Raw genomic sequence first — 17636 nt, forward strand, 5'->3', positions numbered from 1 at the left:
TCTTCTCCACGGGAAGTCGACCGTATCGATTTCCTACGCACCCCTCACAGGTTCCTTGCCGCTTCGGCGGCGCCGAAGCGGCGCGAGCGTGGGGGTGGCCGAAGGCCTGGCGCTTCCCCACCTTCGCCGTCAGGGAGATGGGAATGCGGAAGGGCCCGCGCGCTCGGGTGGGTGAGCGGGCGGGCCCTTGCGGGGGTGCTGCGGTCAGCCGACGGAGGAGTAGGCGATGATGCCGCGGCGGAGGCCGTCGACGGCCTTGCGGGCGGTCTTGCGGAGTTCGACGTCCTCGCCGGCGGCGTCCTGGATCTGGCCCAGGACGTCGATCAGCTGCTTGGTCCAGCGGACGAAGTCGCCGGCCGGCATGTCGGCGTCGCGCAGGACCTGGTCGAGGTTGTGGCCGAGCGCCCAGCGGTAGGCGACCCAGGCGAAGCCCAGGTCGGGCTCGCGCTGGCCGACGCCCTCGGCGGTGTTGATCCGGTGCTGCTCCTCCAGGGCGTCGAGGTGGCCCCAGATCCGGACCATCTTGCCGAGCGCCTCCTTGGCCGCGCCCTCCGGCACCCGGGGGGCGCCGGCGTCGTCGGCCTGGCGGGCCTCGTACACCAGCGCCGAGGCGCAGGCGGCGAGTTCGGCGGCGGCCAGGCCGCTCCAGACGCCTTCGCGGATGCACTCGGAGGCGAGCAGGTCGAGTTCGCCGTAGAGCCGGCCGAGCCGCTTGCCGTCGTCGGTGACGGTGTCCCCGCTGAGGTAGCCGAGGTCGGTGAGCAGCCCGCAGACCCGGTCGAAGGTGCGGGCGATGGTGTGGGTGCGCGAGCGCATCCGGCGTTCCAGCAGTTCGGTGTCGCGGTGCAGCCGGTGGTAGCGCTCGGCCCAGCGGGCGTGGTCCTCGCGGTCGGAGCAGCCGTGGCAGGGGTGCTGGCGCAGTTCGGTGCGCAGCCGGGTGATCTCCGGGTCGTCGGCGGCGGCCGCGCGGCCGCGCCGGAACCGCTCGGGCTCCAGGTGGCCGGCCTTGGTGCGCAGCGCCGAGGCGAGGTCGCGCCGGGACTGCGGGCTGCGCGGGTTGAAGGACTTGGGGATGCGCAGCCGGTCGACGGCGACGACCGGGTGCGGGAAGTCGATCATGGCGAGCCGCTTGACCTGCCGCTCGGCGGTGAGCACCACCGGGCGCGGGCCGTCCTGGTAGTCGGGGTGGCGCGGGCCGCCCCGGCCGGAGCGGTTGACCGGCGGCAGGCCCGGGTCGAGGACCAGGGCGAGGCCGGCGAACTTGCCGGTGGGCACGTGGATGACGTCGCCCGGCTTGAGCTGCTCGATGGACTCGACGGCGGCCGCGCGGCGCTGGCTGCTGCCCTCGCGGGCCATCTCGTTCTCGCGGTCCTTGAGCTTGCGGCGCAGCTCCATGTACGCGTCGAAGTCGCCGAGGTGGCAGGTCATCGACTCGCGGTAGCCCTCCAGCCCCTCCTCGTTGCGCTGCACCTGGCGGGCGATGCCGACCACCGAGCGGTCCGCCTGGAACTGGGCGAAGGACGTCTCCAGCAGCTCGCGCGAACGGTGCCGGCCGAACTGGGAGACCAGGTTGACGGCCATGTTGTACGAGGGCCGGAACGAGGACTTCAGCGGGTAGGTGCGGGTGCCGGCCAGGCCGGCCAGCGCCTCCGGGTCGAGGCCGCGCTGCCACAGCACCACGGCGTGGCCCTCGACGTCGATGCCGCGCCGCCCGGCCCGGCCGGTGAGCTGGGTGTACTCGCCGGGGGTGATGTCGGCGTGGGTCTCGCCGTTCCACTTGACCAGCTTCTCCATGACCACCGAGCGGGCGGGCATGTTGATGCCGAGCGCCAGGGTCTCGGTCGCGAAGACGGCCTTGACCAGGCCCTTCACGAAGAGCTCCTCGACCACCTCCTTGAACCGGGGCAGCATCCCGGCGTGGTGGGCGGCGATGCCGCGCTCCAGCCCGTCCAGCCACTCGAAGTAGCCGAGGACGTGCAGGTCCTCGTCGGGGATGTCGGCGCAGCGCTCCTCGACGAACGCCCGGACGAGGGCGCGGTCGGAGTCCTTGTTGAGCCGCAGGCCGGAGCTGAGGCACTGCTGGACGGCGGCCTCGCAGCCGGCCCGGCTGAAGATGAAGGTGATCGCGGGCAGCAGGCCCTCGGCGTCGAGCCGGTCGATGACGTCCACCCGGCCCGGCGTCCAGACCCGGCCGGGACGGCCGTTGGGCATCGAGCGGCCCCGGCCGCGGCCGAAGCGGTCGCGCGGGTTGCGGTCGAGTTCGGAGCGGGCGAGCCGGACCAGTTCGGGGTTGACGGCCTTGCCGGGGTTCTTCAGGCTGTGCTTGGGGCGGCCGTCCCGGTCCGGGTCGGCGAACAGGTCGTACATCCGGTTGCCGGCCATCACGTGCTGCCACAGCGGCACGGGGCGGGTCTCGGAGACGATCACCTTGGTGCCGCCGCGCACGGTGTCCAGCCAGTCGCCGAACTCCTCGGCGTTGGAGACGGTCGCGGAGAGCGAGACGAGGGTGACCGACTCGGGGAGGTGGATGATGACCTCCTCCCAGACGGCGCCGCGGAAGCGGTCGGCGAGGTAGTGCACCTCGTCCATCACGACGTAGCCGAGGCCGTCGAGGGTGCTGGAGCCCGCGTAGAGCATGTTGCGCAGCACCTCGGTGGTCATGACCACCACGGGTGCGTCGCCGTTGACGGTGTTGTCGCCGGTGAGCAGGCCGACCTTGGCGGCGCCGTAGCGCTTGACCAGGTCGCCGTACTTCTGGTTGGAGAGCGCCTTGATCGGCGTGGTGTAGAAGCACTTCCGGCCCGCGGCCAGGGCCAGGTGCACGGCGAACTCGCCGACGATCGTCTTCCCGGAGCCGGTGGGGGCGGCGACGAGGACGCCGGAGCCGGCCTCCAGCGTCTCGCAGGCCTCCAGCTGGAAGTCGTCCAGCGGGAAGTCGTACAGCTGCTGGAAGCCGTACAGGGCGGTGGCCTGCTCCTGCGCCCGGCGACGGCTGGCCGCGTACGCCTCGGCGGGGCTGAGCTCCTGGTCGTCCTGGGGCTCTGGATCGGGGGTGTTCATCGCCGTCCGGGTGTGATTGGTGTGATCTCGCATCTCAGCGAGAGGTTACCCGGGTGGACTGACATCGATAGCACCGTTTTTCCGTGCGACGGATTCACTCCCTCGGCACACTCCCGGGATCAGTTCCCTCTCAGATCCATAGTTGCAAATGTCTTCAAGTGATCGGGACGGAGTCAGACCCGATCGTCTCCGGTCATTCCTGGTGGAGGCCGGTGACGGCTCCCTACCGTCGTCGTCCCAGCCACCACGACACGGGAGGACCGCCACGATGGCGAACCTGGAGACGTCCCTCAAGGAGTCCATGGCGATCGAGGGCGCGATCGGCGTCGCCCTGGTCGACTGCGGCAGCGGCATGGCCCTCGGCACCCTGGGGGACGGCGCCGAGCTGGACCTGAACGTCGCCGCGGCGGGCAACACCGACGTGGTCCGCGCCAAGATGCGCACGATGGAGATGCTCAACCTGCACGACGTCGAGATCGAGGACATCCTGACCACGCTGACCCACCAGTACCACCTGATCCGGCCGCTCACGGCGCCCGGCGCACGCGGACTCTTCCTCTTCCTCGCGCTCCACCGCAGCCGCTCCAACCTGGCGATGGCCCGCCACCGGCTCACCCAGATCGCACTCGCGCTGGAGGTCTGACCCCGGGCCGACCCAGGAGAGCCCGGACCGACCCGGGGAAGCCCGGGAAAGACCGGACCGGCCCGGGGAGGACCGCCGTGCCTAGCCCTTCAGCAGCTCCGCCAGCCCGTCCGCCAGCCGCTCGTACTCCTCCGGCCGGTTGTACAGCTGCGCGCTGACCCGCAGCACCCCGCCGCCGGCCCAGGGGCGGACGGCGATCCGGGTGCCGAACCGGTGCCACACCTCGGCCATCAGCGCCTTCACCTGCGGCTCGGTCTCGCCGTACCCGGCCGGCAGCCGGACGGTGCGCATCCACACCCCGGGCGTCGCGGGCAGCGGCGCCAGGCCGGCCCGCTCGGTCAGCGCATGGCGGCCGTACGCGGCGAGGGCGGTGTTGTGGGCGGCCACCGCCGGGTGACCGAGGCCGCGCAGCAGCTCGAAGCCGGCCGGGGCGGCCAGCCAGGGCGTGTAGTCGCAGGTGCCGCGCCACTCGACGTTGCCCGGGAAGCCCTTGTCGTGCTCCCAGGACAGTGCCAGCGGGCGCACCCGGCCGGTCCACTCGGGGCGGACGGCGAGCACCCCGGTGGCGCGCGGGGCGAAGGCCCACTTGTGCAGGTTGCCGAACCAGAAGTCGGCGTTCGGGTCGATCGGGGCGGGCAGCATGCCGGGGGCGTGGGCGCCGTCCACCACGGTGGTCACGCCGCGGGCGCGCAGGTCGGCGAGCAGGGCCGGGCCGGCGACCAGGCGGGCGGTGGGCGAGGTCAGCTGGTCCAGGACGGCGACGGTGGTGCGGCCGTCCACGGCGGCGAGCACCGCCTCCCGGACGGCCTGCTCGTCGGGGGCGTCCAGCGGGACGGGGGCCACCACGAGTTCGGCGCCGGTCTCGGCGGCCTTGCGGGCGGCGGCCTGGGTCACCGCGCCGTAGCCGTGGTCGGTGACCAGGATCCGGTCGCCGGGCGCGAACGGGATGCTGTCGAGGGCGATCGCGACCGCCTCGGTGACGTTGGAGACGAGCGCGAGCCGGTCCGGGTCGGCGTCGAGTTCGGCGGCGATCAGGGCGCGGGCGGCGGCGATCCGGGCCGGGAGGTCGGCGAAGAAGCCGTCCGGGTCCTGCTCGTGCTCGGTGCGCAGCCGGTCCTGCGCCCGCTGGACGGGGACGGGCACGGCGCCGAAGGAGCCGTGGTTCAGGTGCGCGGTCCGCGGCGACACGCTGAACAGCCCGTCGGCGGCGGGCAGTGGCGCCGGGGGTTCGACGGTCCGCAGGTCCTCGATCACGGTTTCCTCCGCTCACTGGCGCACACTGGTGTGTGACATTTCACATGACAGACTACTGGTCGGGACACGCACCGCGCGACCACCATCGGGCCGTGACCATCACCGACGCCTTCCTTGCCCTCAGCGCCCGTACCGGTCGGTTCACCTTCGGCGCGCCGCGTGCGTACACCTTCGCCGAGGACGGTACCCGGCTGCTGCTCCTCCGCTCCAGCGGTCCGGAGGATCCGGTCGACCGCCTCCACCTGCTCGACACCGCCACCGGCGAGGAGCGGCTGGTCGCCGACCCGGCCGCGCTGCTGCCCGGCCGCACCGGCCGACGCGACGACCTGCCCGTCGTCGAGCGCCGGCTGCGCGAGCGCAGCCGGCTGGTCGCCGCCGGGATCGGCACGTACGCCGCCACCGCCGACCTCGCCACCGCCGTCTTCACCCTGGACGGCCGGCTGTTCCGCACCGACACCACCGCCGGCACCAGCGACGAACTCCCGGTCGCCGGGCCCGCGTTCGACCCCCGGCCGGACGCCACCGGACAGCGCGTCGCCTACGTCGCCGAGGACGCCCTGTACGTCACCCCCGGCCTCGAACCGCTCTCCCCCGCCGACGGCGCCCGCTGGGGCGTCGCCGAGTTCGCCGCCGCCGAGGAGCTCGGCCGCCACCGGGGCCACTGGTGGCGCCCGGACGGCGGCGCGCTGCTGGCCGCCCGGGTCGACGAATCCGCCGTCCCCCGACGGTACTTCGCCGACCCGGCGCACCCCGGCGAGGCCCCCGAGGACTTCGCCTACCCGCAGGCCGGCGGCCCCAACGCGGACGTCCAGCTCTGGGTGCTCGGCCTCGACGGCACCCGGGTCCGACTGCGCTGGGACACCGAGGAGTTCCCGTACCTCTGCGCCGCCTCCTGGGCCTCCACCGAGGAGGTGCTGCTCACCGTCGCCGACCGCCTGCAGCAGAACGTGCTGCTGCTGAGCGCCGACCCGGCCACCGGTGACACCGCCGAACTCTCCCGCACCACCGACGAGTTCTGGGTGGACGACCTGCCCGGCACCCCCGCCCGGCTGGCCGACGGCCGGCTGCTCACCGTCCACGACACCCCGCAGGCCCGCGGCCTCGCGCTGGACGGCAAGCCGCTGGACACCACCGGCCTGCAGATCCGCCGGGTCGTCGGCCGGCTGCACGGCCGGCTGCTCTGCGAGACCGGCGAGGGCGACCCGTTCGACCAGTACGTCCACCTGGTCGACCCGGACGGCGGCGCACCCGAGCCGCTCGCCTCCGGCCCCGGCCTGCACTCGGCGCTCGCCGCCGCCGACACCCTGCTGCTCACCTCGGCCACCGCCGACGGCTTCCGGCGCGTCATCAGCCGCGACGGCCACGAGCTGGCGCTCACCGACCTCAGCGAGCCGCTGCCCCACCGGGTGGAGCCGCGGCTCGCCCGGGTCACCGAACGCGCCCTGCCCAGCGCCGTGGTGTACCCGCGCGGCCACGTCCCCGGCACCCGGCTGCCCGTCCTGCTGGACGTCTACGGCGGGCCCGGCTACCAGGCGGTGGCCGCCGAGCCGCGCCGCTGGCAGCTCAAGCAGTGGTGGGCCGACCAGGGCTTCGCGGTGGTCACCGTCGACAACGGCGGCACCCCGTTCGTCTCCCCGGACTTCTCCCGCACCATCTTCCGGCGGATGTCCCAGGTGGCGCTGGACGACCAGGTCGACGCGCTGCACGCGCTCGCCGAGCGGCACCCGGACCTCGACCTCGGCCGGGTCGGCGTGCGCGGCTGGTCGTACGGCGGCTACTTCGCGGCGCTCGCCGTGCTGCGCCGCCCGGACGTCTTCCACGCCGCCTGCGCGGGCGCCCCGCCCACCGACTTCCGGCTCTACGACACCGCGTACACCGAGCGCTACCTCGGCCTGCCGCAGGAGAACCCGGAGGGCTACGCCGACGACTGCCTGCTCCCCGACGCGCCCGGCCTGAGCAGGCCGCTGCTGCTGATCCACGGGCTGGCCGACGACAACGTCCACCCCTCGCACACCCTGCTGCTCTCCCAGGCGCTCACCCGGGCCGGCCGCCCGCACAACGTGCTGCCGCTGCCCGGCGCCACCCACATGACCCCGGGCGGGCTGCTGGAGCAGCTGGCCCAGGCCGAACTCGCCTTCCTGCGGGCCTCCTTGGGCTGATCCGCAGCAGCGTCGGGGCCGCCGGGTGACGGCCCGGCAGTCGAAGGGCGTCGCACCCCCGGGTGCGGCGCCCTTCCGCTTGCCGCACACCTCTTTCACGTAACCCGTGACATGTGAAATATTACCTGCGCTTCACCTACCGATGACCGAGGCACCCCCATCCCCCGGAAAGGACCGGTCAGTTGCGCAGACTGTCCGCGGCCCTCGCCGCCGCACTCACCACGAGTGCGATAGCGGCCACCCTGCTGGGCACCCCCGCCCAGGCCGCACCCCCGACCCCCATCGCCCTCGCCGCCGCGTCCGCCGACGCCCAACAGGGCGCCGAGGCCCCGCCGGCCCCGCTCGCCCCCCAGGAGCGCGAGCGCCAGGCGCTGCGCGGCAAGGCCCTGGAGCAGCTCAACAAGGGCACCGTCGCCAAGGCCGCCGGCAAGCGGGCCCCGGCGAAGGTGAAGGTCGGCAACGACTACGTCCAGCTCGCGCACCAGCGCACGGACAAGGTCTTCGTGATCCTCGCCCAGTTCGGCGACCAGGTCGACAACACCACCCAGTGGAACGGCCAGCCCCGCTACGGCGGCACCCCCGGCCCGGCCCACAACCAGATCCCCAAGCCGGGCAAGGACGACAACCACACCCTGTGGTCACAGGACTTCGACCGCGGCTACTACCAGAAGATGTTCTTCGACGACACGCCCGGCGCGGTGTCGATGCGCAACTACTACCGCACCCAGTCCTCCGGCCGGTACGACGTCGAGGGCACCGTCAGCGACTGGGTCACCGTCCCGTACAACGAGGCCCGCTACGGCAGCAACAAGGGCCCGCAGGGCTCCGGCGCCTGGACCCAGGGCCAGGAGTTCATCCGGGACGCCGTGAAGGCCTGGTACGACGGCGAGGTCGCCAAGGGCCGCTCCGCCGCCGACATCAAGGCGCAGCTCGCCCAGTACGACGTCTACGACCGCTACGACCACGACAAGAACGGCGAGTTCGCCCAGCCGGACGGCTACCTGGACAACGTCGTCGTGGTGCACGCGGGCGTGGACGAGACCTGGGGCGGCGGCGCCCAGGGCGCCGACGCGCTGTGGGCGCACCGCAGTTGGACCTTCCCGGACGCGACCGGGCAGACCGGCCCGGAGGGCAACAAGATCGGCGGCGCCCCCGTCGGCGACACCGGCCTGTACGTCTACGACTACGTCCAGGCGGGCGAGAACAGCGGCGTCGGCCTGTTCGCCCACGAGTTCGGCCACAACCTCGGCCTGCCCGACCTGTACCCCACCAACGGCGGTGACAACAGCGTCAACTTCTGGTCGCTGATGTCCTCCGGCTCCTACCTGGGCAAGGGTCCGAACACCACCGGCGGCTACCCCGGTGACCTCGACGCCTGGAGCAAGCTGCAGTTCGGCTGGCTCGACTACGACGAGGCGCAGGCCGCCACCCGCTCCACCCACGCGCTCGGGGTGAGCAGCTACAACACCGACCAGGCCCAGGCCGTCCTGGTCCACCTGCCGGACGGCACCACCCGCACCGACCTCGCCGACCCGTACGAGGGCGGCCGGCAGTGGTGGAGCGACACCGGCGACAACCTCGACAACTCCCTGGCCCGGGACGTCGACCTGCGCACCGCCGCCGGCCCGGCCGCCCTGGACGCGGCGGTCTGGTACGACACCGAGCAGGACTACGACTTCCTGACCGTCGAGGCCTCCACCGACCAGGGCAAGCACTGGACCTCCCTCGGCGGCACCGTGGACGGCGCCCCGATCGGCAACACCAGCGCCAACACCCCCGGCCTGAGCGGCAGTTCCGGCAGCTACAAGCAGCTGCACATCCCGCTGGACGGCTACCTCGGCCAGCAGGTCCGGCTGCGCTTCCACGTCACCTCGGACGGCAACACCCACGGCCGGGGCGTGCTGGTGGACGCCGTCAAGGCCACCGCCGGCGCCGCCGTGCTGTTCGCCGACGGCGCCGAGAACGGCGCGAACGGCTGGACGGCCGGCGGCTTCACGGTCATCGACGGCCGCACCGCCGTCAAGCAGCACCCGCGCGCGTACCTCGCCGAGAACCGCCGCTACACCGGCTACGGCGAGTTCCTGAAGACCGGCCCGTACAACTTCGGCTACAGCGGCGTCGCGGGCAAGGCCAACGTGGTGGACAACTACCCGTACCAGGAGGGCGTCCTGATCTGGCTGTGGGACACCTCGTACGGTGACAACAACACCAAGGACCACCCCGGCGGCGGGCTGATCCTGCCGATCGACGCCCGTCCGGCGCCGATCCGCTTCGCCGACGGGACGCTGGTCAACGGGCGGGCGCAGACCTACGACGCGACCTTCTCGCTCAAGCCGACCACGGCGTTCACCCTGCACAAGGGCGGCGTGGCGGTGCGCATCCCGTCGAAGCCGGCCGTCCCGGTCTTCAACGACCGCACCGGGGTGTACGGCGACCCGGCCACGCCGCAGCTGACGGTGAAGGTCCCGGACACCAACACGAAGATCGAGGTCGTCCGGGAGTCCCAGGGCGGCAGGATCACCACCGTCCGGGTGGGCCCGGCCTCCTGACCGGTACGTGAAGGGCCCCGGATCCCCCCGACGAAGAGGGATCCGGGGCCTGCTCATGCGCCCGAGGCCGGCCGGGCACCCGGGGTCAGCGCCCCAGGCTGCGCGCGGTGCGCGCGGCGGTGACCACCCCCAGGACGGTGATCGCGGCGATCCCGAAGGTCATGTACCGGGCCGAGTCGACCGGGCTGTCCCCGCCCAGGTTGACCAGGGTGCCGGCCAGCGCCGAGGTCACCGAGAAGGCGATCAGCTGGGTGGTGTTGATCGCCGCGGCCGCCTTTCCGCCCTCGGCCGGGTCGCTGCTGCTGCGCATCGCGGCCACGCTCAGGTGCGGGAAGGCCAGGCCTATCCCGGTGCCGGCGGCGAACAGCGCCACCGCCCAGAGCAGCACCCGGAGCCCGGAGGCGTGCCCGGTCTGCGACAGCCCGTACGCCAGCAGGCCGCCGACCAGCACCAACGGGGCGACCCGGATCGCCAGGGCCCGGCCGCGGGCCGACTCGATGCCGACGCTGAACAGCTGGGCGGCGGTCCAGCCGGCCGAGGTGGCGGCGCCGAGGAAGCCGGCCACCAGCGGGCCGAGGCCGCCCAGCTGCTGGCCGAACAGCGGGATGAAGTTCTCCGTCACCACGCCCGCGCAGAGCACCGCGACGGTCAGGTAGAGCCACTTCAGGGGGTTGCCGGGCCGGTAGGTCTGCCGCGGCAGCACCGTCGCCGCCGAGCGCCGCTCGACCGCCGCGAAGCCCACCAGCAGCGCCAGTCCGGCGAGCAGGCAGAGCGCCGTCGGCCAACCGGACGGCACGGTCGAGCTGACGCTGAAGACGGCCGCCGCCAGGGTGAGCAGCAGCAGCGAGGGCAGCGGCACCGGGCCGCCGCCCCGACCCGTACCGGAGCGCCCGGGCAGCACCCGGCGGGCCAGCACCGCCAGCACCAGCGCGGCGGCCAGCAGCAGGACGTACGCCCCGCGCCAGGCGCCGAGCTGGGCGAAGAGCCCGCCCAGCGACGGCCCGACCAGGGTGCCGACGCCCCACATCGCGGAGACCAGTCCGGCCGCGCGGGTCCACAGCCGCTCGGGCAGGGCGCTACGGATCACCGCGTAGCCGAGCCCGGCCACCAGCCCGCCGCCGAGGCCCTGCACCACCCGGCCGAGGATCAGCGCCGCCATCGACGGGCTGAGCGCGTTGACCACGGCGCCGGCGCCGAAGACCAGGAAGCCCAGGACGTAGGCCCGGGCGGCGCCGAGGCGCTCCAGCAGCCGGCTGACCAGCATCGAGGCGATCACGGCGGCCATCAGGAAGCCGGTGGCCACCCACGCGTAGTACCGCTCGCCGCCGATGTCGGCGACGATCGAGGGCATCAGCGCGGCGGTGAAGTAGAGGTTCATCGCGTACAGCGCGACGCCGCCGGCCAGGATCGAGGCGGGGGCGGCGTACCGGCGGGAGAAGAGTTCGCGCCACCCGGCGGCGGCCCCGGCGGACTGCGACTCCGGTGCGTAACTGCCCTGCTCAGCAGGGGAGGTGTCGGTCACTACGGCAGATGATTCGGTCACGTCCGGTACGCTAGGACTTCAAGGGAACTTGAAGTCAAGGAAGCCGAAGGAACCGAGGAGTCGCCATGACCACCGCGCCGGTCGACCTGCTGAGCGTCGGGGAGGTGGCCCGGCGGGCCGGGATCGCCACCTCGGCGGTGCGCTTCTACGAGGACCAGGGGCTGATCTCCTCCGAGCGCACGGCCGGCAACCAGCGGCGCTACCGGCGGCACGTGCTGCGCCGGATCTCGCTCATCCTGGTCGCCAAGCGGCTCGGCATCCCGCTCTCCGAGGTCGCCGAGGTCTTCACCGGCCTGCCCGAGGACCGGATGCCCGGCAAGCACGACTGGGAGCGCATCTCCCGGCGCTGGGCCGAGCAGCTGCGCGCCCGCCGGGCCGAGCTGGAGCGGCTGGAGGACGAGCTGACCGGCTGCATCGGCTGCGGCTGCGTGTCGCTGCGCCGCTGCCGGGTGCTCAACCCGGGGGACGAGCTGGCCGCCGAGGGGCCGGGCCCCCGCCGGCTGCTGCCGGAGGAGGGCCTGCTGCCCGTCGAGGAGTGAGACGCCGTCGATGAGTGAGGCGCCGCCGACGCGTGGGACGCCGTCGACGCGTGGGCGGGGAAGGGGTTGGAACCCGGCCGGACGCGGCCCTCGCAGGGTTCCCCGCCGCGTCCGACCGGGGGCTTGTGCGGCTCAGACCTCCGGGAAGTGGCAGGCCGCCTGCCGCTCGCCGGGCCCGGCGATCCGCAGCAGCGGCCGCTCGGTCCGGCACAGGTCCTGGGCCTTCGGGCAGCGCGGGTGGAAGGTGCAGCCGGGCGGCGGGTCGGCCGGGCTCGGCGGGTCGCCGAGCAGCACGATCCGCTCCCGGGTGCGCTCCGCCTCCGGGTCGGGCAGCGGGACGGCGGACAGCAGCGCCCTGGTGTACGGGTGCGCGGGGCTGCCGTACACCTCGGCCTTGTCGCCGATCTCCACGATCCGGCCCAGGTACATCACCGCGACCCGGTCGCAGACCCGCTTGACCACCGAGAGGTCGTGCGCGATGAACACGTACGCCAGCCCGAGCTCCTGCTGGAGCCGCTCCATCAGGTTGACCACCTGGGCCTGGATGGAGACGTCCAGCGCGGAGACCGGCTCGTCGGCGATCACCAGCCGCGGCGAGGTGGCCAGCGAGCGGGCGATGCCGATGCGCTGGGCCTGGCCGCCGGAGAACTCGTGCGGGTAGCGGTCCAGGTGCTCGGGGATCAGCCCGACCAGCTCCATCAGCTCGGCGGCCCGCTTGCGCGCGGCCGCCGCGCTCTCGCCCTGGACGAGCAGCGGCTCGGAGATGATCCGGGCCACCGTCTGCCGGGGGTTGAGCGAAGAGTACGGGTCCTGGAAGACCATCTGGAGGTCGCGCCGGTGCGGCCGCAGCCGGGCCTGGGAGAGCCCGCCGATCTCGGTGCCGTCGAAGGTGACGGTGCCCGAGGTCGGGTCGAGCAGCCGGACGATCATCCGCCCGGTGGTGGACTTGCCGCAGCCGGACTCGCCGACCAGGCCGAGCGTCTCGCCCGCCCCGACGTCGAAGCTCACCCCGTCCACCGCCCGGACCGGCGCACCGGGGCGCCCGGTGCGGCTCCGCCGGCCGGGGAAGGTCTTCACCAGGTCCCGTACGGACAGCAGCGGTCCGGCCGCGTCCTTCGTCGACGGTGTGGTCATCACAGCACCCCTTCCGGCACCAGCGGCAGGTGGCAGGCGGCCTGGTGGCCGGGGGCGAGCCGGTCGAGCACGGGGCGCTCGGCCAGGCAGCGGGAGTGCTCCTCGGCGGACGCCGCGGTGGTGCGGGCGCAGCGCGGGGCGAAGGAGCAGCCGGGGGCGGGGGCGATCAGCGACGGCGGGCTGCCGGGGATGGCCCGCAGCGGGGCGTCGTCGGTGTCGTCCAGGCGCGGCAGCGAGTCCAGCAGGCCGCGCGTGTACGGGTGCGCGGGCTGCGCGAACAGCCGGTCCACCGGGGCCTGTTCGGCGGCCCGGCCGCCGTACATGACCAGCACCTCGTGGGCGACCCGGGCGACCACGCCGAGGTCGTGGGTGATCATCACGACGCCGAGGCCGCGCTCCTGCTGGATCCGGGCGATCAGGTCGAGGATCTGCGCCTGGACGGTGACGTCGAGCGCCGTGGTGGGCTCGTCGGCGATCAGCAGCTCGGGCTCGCAGGCGAGCGCCATGGCGATCATGACGCGCTGGCGCATGCCGCCGGAGAACTGGTGCGGGTACTCGTCGACCCGGCGGGCCGGCTCCGGGATGCCGACCTCGGCCAGCATCTCCACCGCCTTGGCCCGCCCGGCCTTGCGGTTGGCCTTGAAGTGCACCCGGTAGTGCTCGGCGATCTGCTCCCCGACGGTGTAGAAGGGGTGCAGGCTGGACAGCGGGTCCTGGAAGATCATCGCGATCCGGCGGCCCCGGACGGTGCCCAGCTCCCGCTCCCCGAGCCCGTTCAGCTCCTGCCCGTTCAGCCGGATCGAGCCGGTGACGGCGGCGCCGCGGTGCAGGCCCATGACGGCGAGCGAGGTGACGGACTTCCCGCTGCCCGACTCGCCGACCAGCCCGAGGGTGCGACCGGCCTCGACGGCGAAGGAGATCCCGTCGACCGCGCGGACGGTGCCGCGCGGGGTGTCGAAGGCGACCTTGAGGTCCTCGACCTCCAACAGCCTGGTCATCAGTACCTCACTCTCGGGTCGACGAACGCGTAGAGCAGGTCGACCAGCAGGTTCGCCGCGACGATGAAGAAGGCCGCGAGCAGGGTGACGCCGAGGATCACGGGCTGGTCGGAACGGGCCAGCCCGTCGTAGAACAGCCGGCCGACGCCGGGCAGACCGAAGATCGACTCGGTGATGACCGCGCCGGCCAGCAGGCCGCCGAGGTCCATGCCGAAGATGGTCAGGATCGGCGTCATCCCGGAGCGCAGCCCGTGCTTGACGGTGACCGTCCGCGGCGGCAGGCCCTTGGCCCGGGCGGTGCGGATGTACGGCTCGGCCATCGCCTCGATCATCGAGTTGCGGCTCTGCCGGGCGTACATGGCCGCGTACAGCAGGGCCAGCGCGATCCACGGCAGCAGCAGGTTGGAGCCCCATTCGAAGGGGTTCTCGGTGAACTTGTGGTACGAGGGGTAGGGCAGCACGCCGGCCGTCCTGACCAGGCCCCAGATCAGCATGATCGAGGTGAAGTAGACCGGCAGCGAGGCGGTGCCGACGGACAGCACCATCAGGGTCTTGTCGATCGGCCTGCCCTTGCGCAGCGCCGAGGTGACGCCCGCGCCGAGGCCGAGGACCAGCCAGAGCACGGCCGCGCCGAGGGCCAGCGAGATGGAGACCGGCAGCCGGTCGGTGAGCAGGTCCCAGACCGGCAGCCCGTACTCGTAGGAGTAGCCGAGGCAGGGGAAGCCGCAGTGCACCGCGCTGGGGCCGGAGCCGTAGTCGCGGCCGGCGAAGATGCCGCCGAGGTAGGCGAGGAACTGGTCCCAGACCGGCTTGTCCAGGCCCATCGCCGACTTGACGTCGGCGAGCCGCTCGGGGCTGCAGGTCTTGCCGCAGGCGGCCGCTGCCGGGTCGTTGGGCAGCAGGTAGAAGATGGTGAAGGTGATGGCGCAGATGGCGAGCAGGATGCCCGCCACGCCGAGCAGCCGGCGGCCGAGGTAGAGGATCACGACCGGCCTCCCCGGGGGTCGAGGATGTCACGCAGCGCGTCGCCGAGCAGGGTGAAGGCGAGCACGGCGACGAACAGGAAGGCGGTCGGGATCAGGAAGTAGGTCGGGTCGGTCTCGTAGTGCACGATGCTCTCGGCGATCATCTGGCCCCAGGACGCGGTCGGCGGGCGGACGCCCACGCCGAGGTAGCTGAGCGCGGCCTCGGTGGCGATCATGCCGGGGACGAGCAGGGTGGTGTAGGCGATGATCGGGCCGGAGACGTTCGGCAGGATCTCGCGGGTGAGGATGCGCCAGGAGCGCGCCCCGCCGACCTTGGCGGCCTCGACGTACTCGCGGTGCTTGAGCGAGAGGGTCTGGCCGCGCACCACCCGGGCGATGCCGGGCCAGGTGAACAGCCCGATCACCAGGGTGATCAGCAGGATCCGGTTGACGTCCTTGGCCACCGACATCATCGCGATCATGAAGATCAGCGAGGGGAAGGACATCGTGAGGTCCATCAGCCGGGACAGCAGGGTGTCGACGCGCCCGCCGAAGTAGCCCGCCGCGATGCCGGCCAGGGTGCCGGCGATCACGACCACGGCGGTCGCGGTGAACGCGATCAGCAGGGACACCTGACCGCCGTGCAGCACCCGGGCGAACAGGTCGCGGCCGCTGCCCGGCTCGACGCCCAGCCAGTGCCGGGCGCTGATGCCGCCGAAGTCGCCCCGGGGCACGCCGCCCAGGTACGGGTCGACGGCGCGCTTGTCGAACTCCTCCGGGGTCCAGCCGCCGAGGGCGCTGAGCGGTCCGGCCAGCGCGGTGATCAGGATCAGCACGCCGACGGTGATCAGCCCGAACCGGGCCGAGCCCTTGGCCCACAGCTGGTCCCAGACCAGCCGCCAGGGCCCGCGCCCGGCACTCTTCTTGGCGCCCCCCGCCGTGGCGTCGGCCACGGCGGCGGGCTCAGTGGTGGTACTCATCGCTGCCGGCCCCTCACTTGCCCTTGGCGGGGTCCTTGAGGCCGATGGCACCCAGGTCGAGCATCCCGGCGTAGCCCTGGTTGCCGAAGGCGCCGGCCACGTTGGTGCCGACCAGCAGAGGGCGGCGCTGCCAGATCAGCGGGACGGCCGGGGCCTTCTTCGCCAGGTCCTGGTCCAGCTGCTGCCAGGCCTTGTTGGCCTCGTTGACGTCCGTCATGGCCGCGATCTGGTCCATCCGGTCCATCGTGGCCTGGTCCTTGAACTGGCTCAGGTTGCCCTGGTTGCCCTTCTCCTTGATGGTGCGGCCGTCGAACTGGAACGGCAGGAAGGTCGCACCGGAGGGGTAGTCGGGGCACCAGCCGCTGATGGTCAGGTCGGGGGCGTTCTTGATGTCGCCGACGGTGTCCTGGAAGGCGGACGGGTCGGTGGTGTTGATGGTGACCTGGACGCCGGCCTTGGACAGCGACTGCTGGATCGCCTCGGCACGGCTCTTGTCGCCGAGCGAGACGGTGAGCGAGACCTTGAGGTCGCTCTTGCCCGCCTCCTGGAGCAGCTTCTTGGCCTTCTCCGGGTCGCCGGCCGCCGGGACCTTCAGCGGGTCGGACTTGACGCCGCCGGTCAGCGAGGGCGGCAGGTAGGAGGTCGCCACGTCGGCCATCGCCGGGCCGCCGAAGGCCGTCACCTGCCCCTCGCGGTCGACCGCCCACATCATCGCCTCGCGCACCTTCGGGTCGTCGAAGGGGGCCTTGGAGGTGTTCATGTACAGCATGTCGGTACAGCCGGTGACCTCGGCGGCCATGCGGGACTTGACGTCCGGCTTGGGCAGCACCTTGGCGACGGTCTCGTGCGCCATCCACGGCATGTTGATCGCGTTGGCGTCGGCGCCGTCGCTGGCGATGATCCGGTCGTCGGCCTGGCCGCCCTTGATGCCCTCGGTGACCACGACCTTGTCCGGGTAGGCCTTGCGGACGGTGTCGGTGGCCGGGTCCCAGTTGGTGTTGCGGACCAGCACCAGCTGCTTGCCGCGGTCGTAGGTCTCGATCTTGTACGGGCCGGAGGAGAACGGCCGGGCGTCGTACTGGGTGCCCTTCTCCTGGGACTGCGGCACCGGGGAGAAGGTCGGCAGCGAGACGGTGGAGGAGAACTCGGCGACCGGGCGCTTCAGGTGGAAGACGATCGTCTTGTCGTCCGGGGTCTCGATGCTCGCCAGGTGCTCGCCGTTCAGCGGACCCTTGTAGTTCTCGCCGCCGGCCAGGTACTGGATCGCGTAGTCGGGGCCGCCGGTGAGGTCCGGGGAGAAGGACCGCTCGACGTTGTACTTGATGTCGGCGGCCTTGATCGGCGAGCCGTCCTCGTACTTGAGGCCGTCCTTGAGGGTGAAGGTCCACACCTTGCCGCCGTCGGAGGACTTGCCGAGGTCGGTGGCGAGGTCCGGGACGATCTCGCTGCCCGCCGCGCCCGGCTCGGCCTTGAAGGTGGTCAGGGTGCGGTAGATCAGCCGGGTGCCGAAGTCCATGTGCGGCACCACCCAGCTGCGGGCCGGGTCGAGGTGGGCGAAGTCCTGGTTGGTCAGGACGGTGAGGGTGCCGCCCTTGGCAGGGGTGCCGCCGATGACCGAGCCGGACGCGGCGCCCGGGCCCTTGCCGTCGGAGGGGGCGGCGTCGCTGCCGCCGTCACTCTTGTCGTTGGAGCAGGCCCCGAGGCCGAGGGTGAGGGTCGCCGCGAGGGCCGCCGCGAGGGCGGCGTGGGTGCGCCTGGTCATGTTGCAACTCCGCTGTGGGGGGCCCGATCCGCCGGATCTGGCCGCTGCGC

General features: G+C 72.7%; 12 protein-coding genes. 4 read left to right on the top strand and 8 right to left on the bottom strand.

Features of this window, described 5'->3' with window-relative positions; all coding sequences use genetic code 11:
- Positions 1–204: 204 nt before the first annotated feature.
- A complete protein-coding gene (locus tag ACFRQN_RS25255) occupies positions 205–3060 on the bottom strand; it encodes an RNA helicase (protein ID WP_049651584.1) in 2856 nt (951 codons plus the stop codon).
- A gap of 268 nt (positions 3061–3328) precedes the next feature.
- On the opposite strand from ACFRQN_RS25255, the gene ACFRQN_RS25260 reads away from it, so the two are divergent.
- A complete protein-coding gene (locus tag ACFRQN_RS25260) occupies positions 3329–3703 on the top strand; it encodes a hypothetical protein (RefSeq protein ID WP_117487195.1) in 375 nt (124 codons plus the stop codon).
- 81 nt (positions 3704–3784) lie between these two features.
- On the opposite strand, the gene ACFRQN_RS25265 is transcribed toward ACFRQN_RS25260, so the two are convergent.
- Positions 3785–4957 (bottom strand): aminotransferase class V-fold PLP-dependent enzyme, encoded by a 1173-nt coding sequence (locus tag ACFRQN_RS25265; protein WP_380742320.1) that lies wholly within the window; start codon positions 4955–4957, stop codon positions 3785–3787.
- A gap of 92 nt (positions 4958–5049) precedes the next feature.
- On the opposite strand from ACFRQN_RS25265, the gene ACFRQN_RS25270 reads away from it, so the two are divergent.
- Positions 5050–7116, top strand: a complete 2067-nt coding sequence (locus ACFRQN_RS25270; protein WP_380742322.1) for a prolyl oligopeptidase family serine peptidase — start codon at positions 5050–5052, stop codon at positions 7114–7116.
- 182 nt (positions 7117–7298) lie between these two features.
- On the top strand, positions 7299–9665 hold the full coding sequence (locus tag ACFRQN_RS25275; protein ID WP_380742324.1) for an immune inhibitor A domain-containing protein: 2367 nt from the start codon (positions 7299–7301) through the stop codon (positions 9663–9665).
- Positions 9666–9750: 85 nt separating this feature from the next.
- On the opposite strand, the gene ACFRQN_RS25280 is transcribed toward ACFRQN_RS25275, so the two are convergent.
- The gene (locus ACFRQN_RS25280) at positions 9751–11208 is read right to left on the bottom strand and encodes an MFS transporter (protein WP_380742326.1); all 1458 of its coding nucleotides are present in this window, start codon (positions 11206–11208) and stop codon (positions 9751–9753) included.
- A 65-nt stretch (positions 11209–11273) separates the two neighbouring features.
- Here ACFRQN_RS25280 and soxR point away from each other — a divergent pair, with 65 nt between their 5' ends.
- Positions 11274–11747, top strand: coding sequence for a redox-sensitive transcriptional activator SoxR (soxR, locus tag ACFRQN_RS25285; RefSeq protein WP_049651587.1), 474 nt, complete (start codon positions 11274–11276; stop codon positions 11745–11747).
- A 132-nt stretch (positions 11748–11879) separates the two neighbouring features.
- Here soxR and ACFRQN_RS25290 read toward each other — a convergent pair whose 3' ends face one another.
- From ACFRQN_RS25290 to ACFRQN_RS25310, 5 genes are read right to left on the bottom strand one after another with little or no spacing between them, the layout of a single operon-like run.
- Entirely contained in the window at positions 11880–12881 is a 1002-nt protein-coding gene (locus ACFRQN_RS25290) for an ABC transporter ATP-binding protein (protein WP_049651588.1), read from the bottom strand.
- Positions 12881–13879: an ABC transporter ATP-binding protein gene (locus ACFRQN_RS25295; RefSeq protein WP_049651589.1), complete on the bottom strand. Its 999-nt coding sequence runs from the start codon at positions 13877–13879 to the stop codon at positions 12881–12883. The genes ACFRQN_RS25290 and ACFRQN_RS25295 overlap by 1 nt, the downstream gene beginning before the upstream one ends.
- Positions 13879–14865 (bottom strand): ABC transporter permease, encoded by a 987-nt coding sequence (locus ACFRQN_RS25300; RefSeq protein WP_049651590.1) that lies wholly within the window; start codon positions 14863–14865, stop codon positions 13879–13881. The genes ACFRQN_RS25295 and ACFRQN_RS25300 overlap by 1 nt, the downstream gene beginning before the upstream one ends.
- Positions 14862–15824, bottom strand: coding sequence for an ABC transporter permease (locus tag ACFRQN_RS25305; RefSeq protein ID WP_380742329.1), 963 nt, complete (start codon positions 15822–15824; stop codon positions 14862–14864). The genes ACFRQN_RS25300 and ACFRQN_RS25305 overlap by 4 nt, the downstream gene beginning before the upstream one ends.
- A 13-nt stretch (positions 15825–15837) precedes the next feature.
- A complete protein-coding gene (locus tag ACFRQN_RS25310) occupies positions 15838–17586 on the bottom strand; it encodes an ABC transporter substrate-binding protein (protein ID WP_049651592.1) in 1749 nt (582 codons plus the stop codon).
- Positions 17587–17636 lie beyond the last annotated feature (50 nt).

This window comes from Kitasatospora sp. NPDC056800, from assembly GCF_042789775.1.
In the GTDB taxonomy this organism is placed as follows: domain Bacteria; phylum Actinomycetota; class Actinomycetes; order Streptomycetales; family Streptomycetaceae; genus Kitasatospora.

Bases quoted from the DNA above. Each gene is read 5' to 3' on its own strand.
- ACFRQN_RS25310 (WP_049651592.1), bottom strand. From the start codon at position 17,586: ATGACCAGGCGCACCCACGCCGCCCTCGCGGCGGCCCTCGCGGCGACC.
- soxR (WP_049651587.1), top strand. From the start codon at position 11,274: ATGACCACCGCGCCGGTCGACCTGCTGAGCGTCGGGGAGGTGGCCCGG.
- ACFRQN_RS25255 (WP_049651584.1), bottom strand. From the start codon at position 3,060: ATGAACACCCCCGATCCAGAGCCCCAGGACGACCAGGAGCTCAGCCCC.
- ACFRQN_RS25295 (WP_049651589.1), bottom strand. From the start codon at position 13,879: ATGACCAGGCTGTTGGAGGTCGAGGACCTCAAGGTCGCCTTCGACACC.
- ACFRQN_RS25305 (WP_380742329.1), bottom strand. From the start codon at position 15,824: ATGAGTACCACCACTGAGCCCGCCGCCGTGGCCGACGCCACGGCGGGG.
- ACFRQN_RS25260 (WP_117487195.1), top strand. From the start codon at position 3,329: ATGGCGAACCTGGAGACGTCCCTCAAGGAGTCCATGGCGATCGAGGGC.
- ACFRQN_RS25290 (WP_049651588.1), bottom strand. From the start codon at position 12,881: ATGACCACACCGTCGACGAAGGACGCGGCCGGACCGCTGCTGTCCGTA.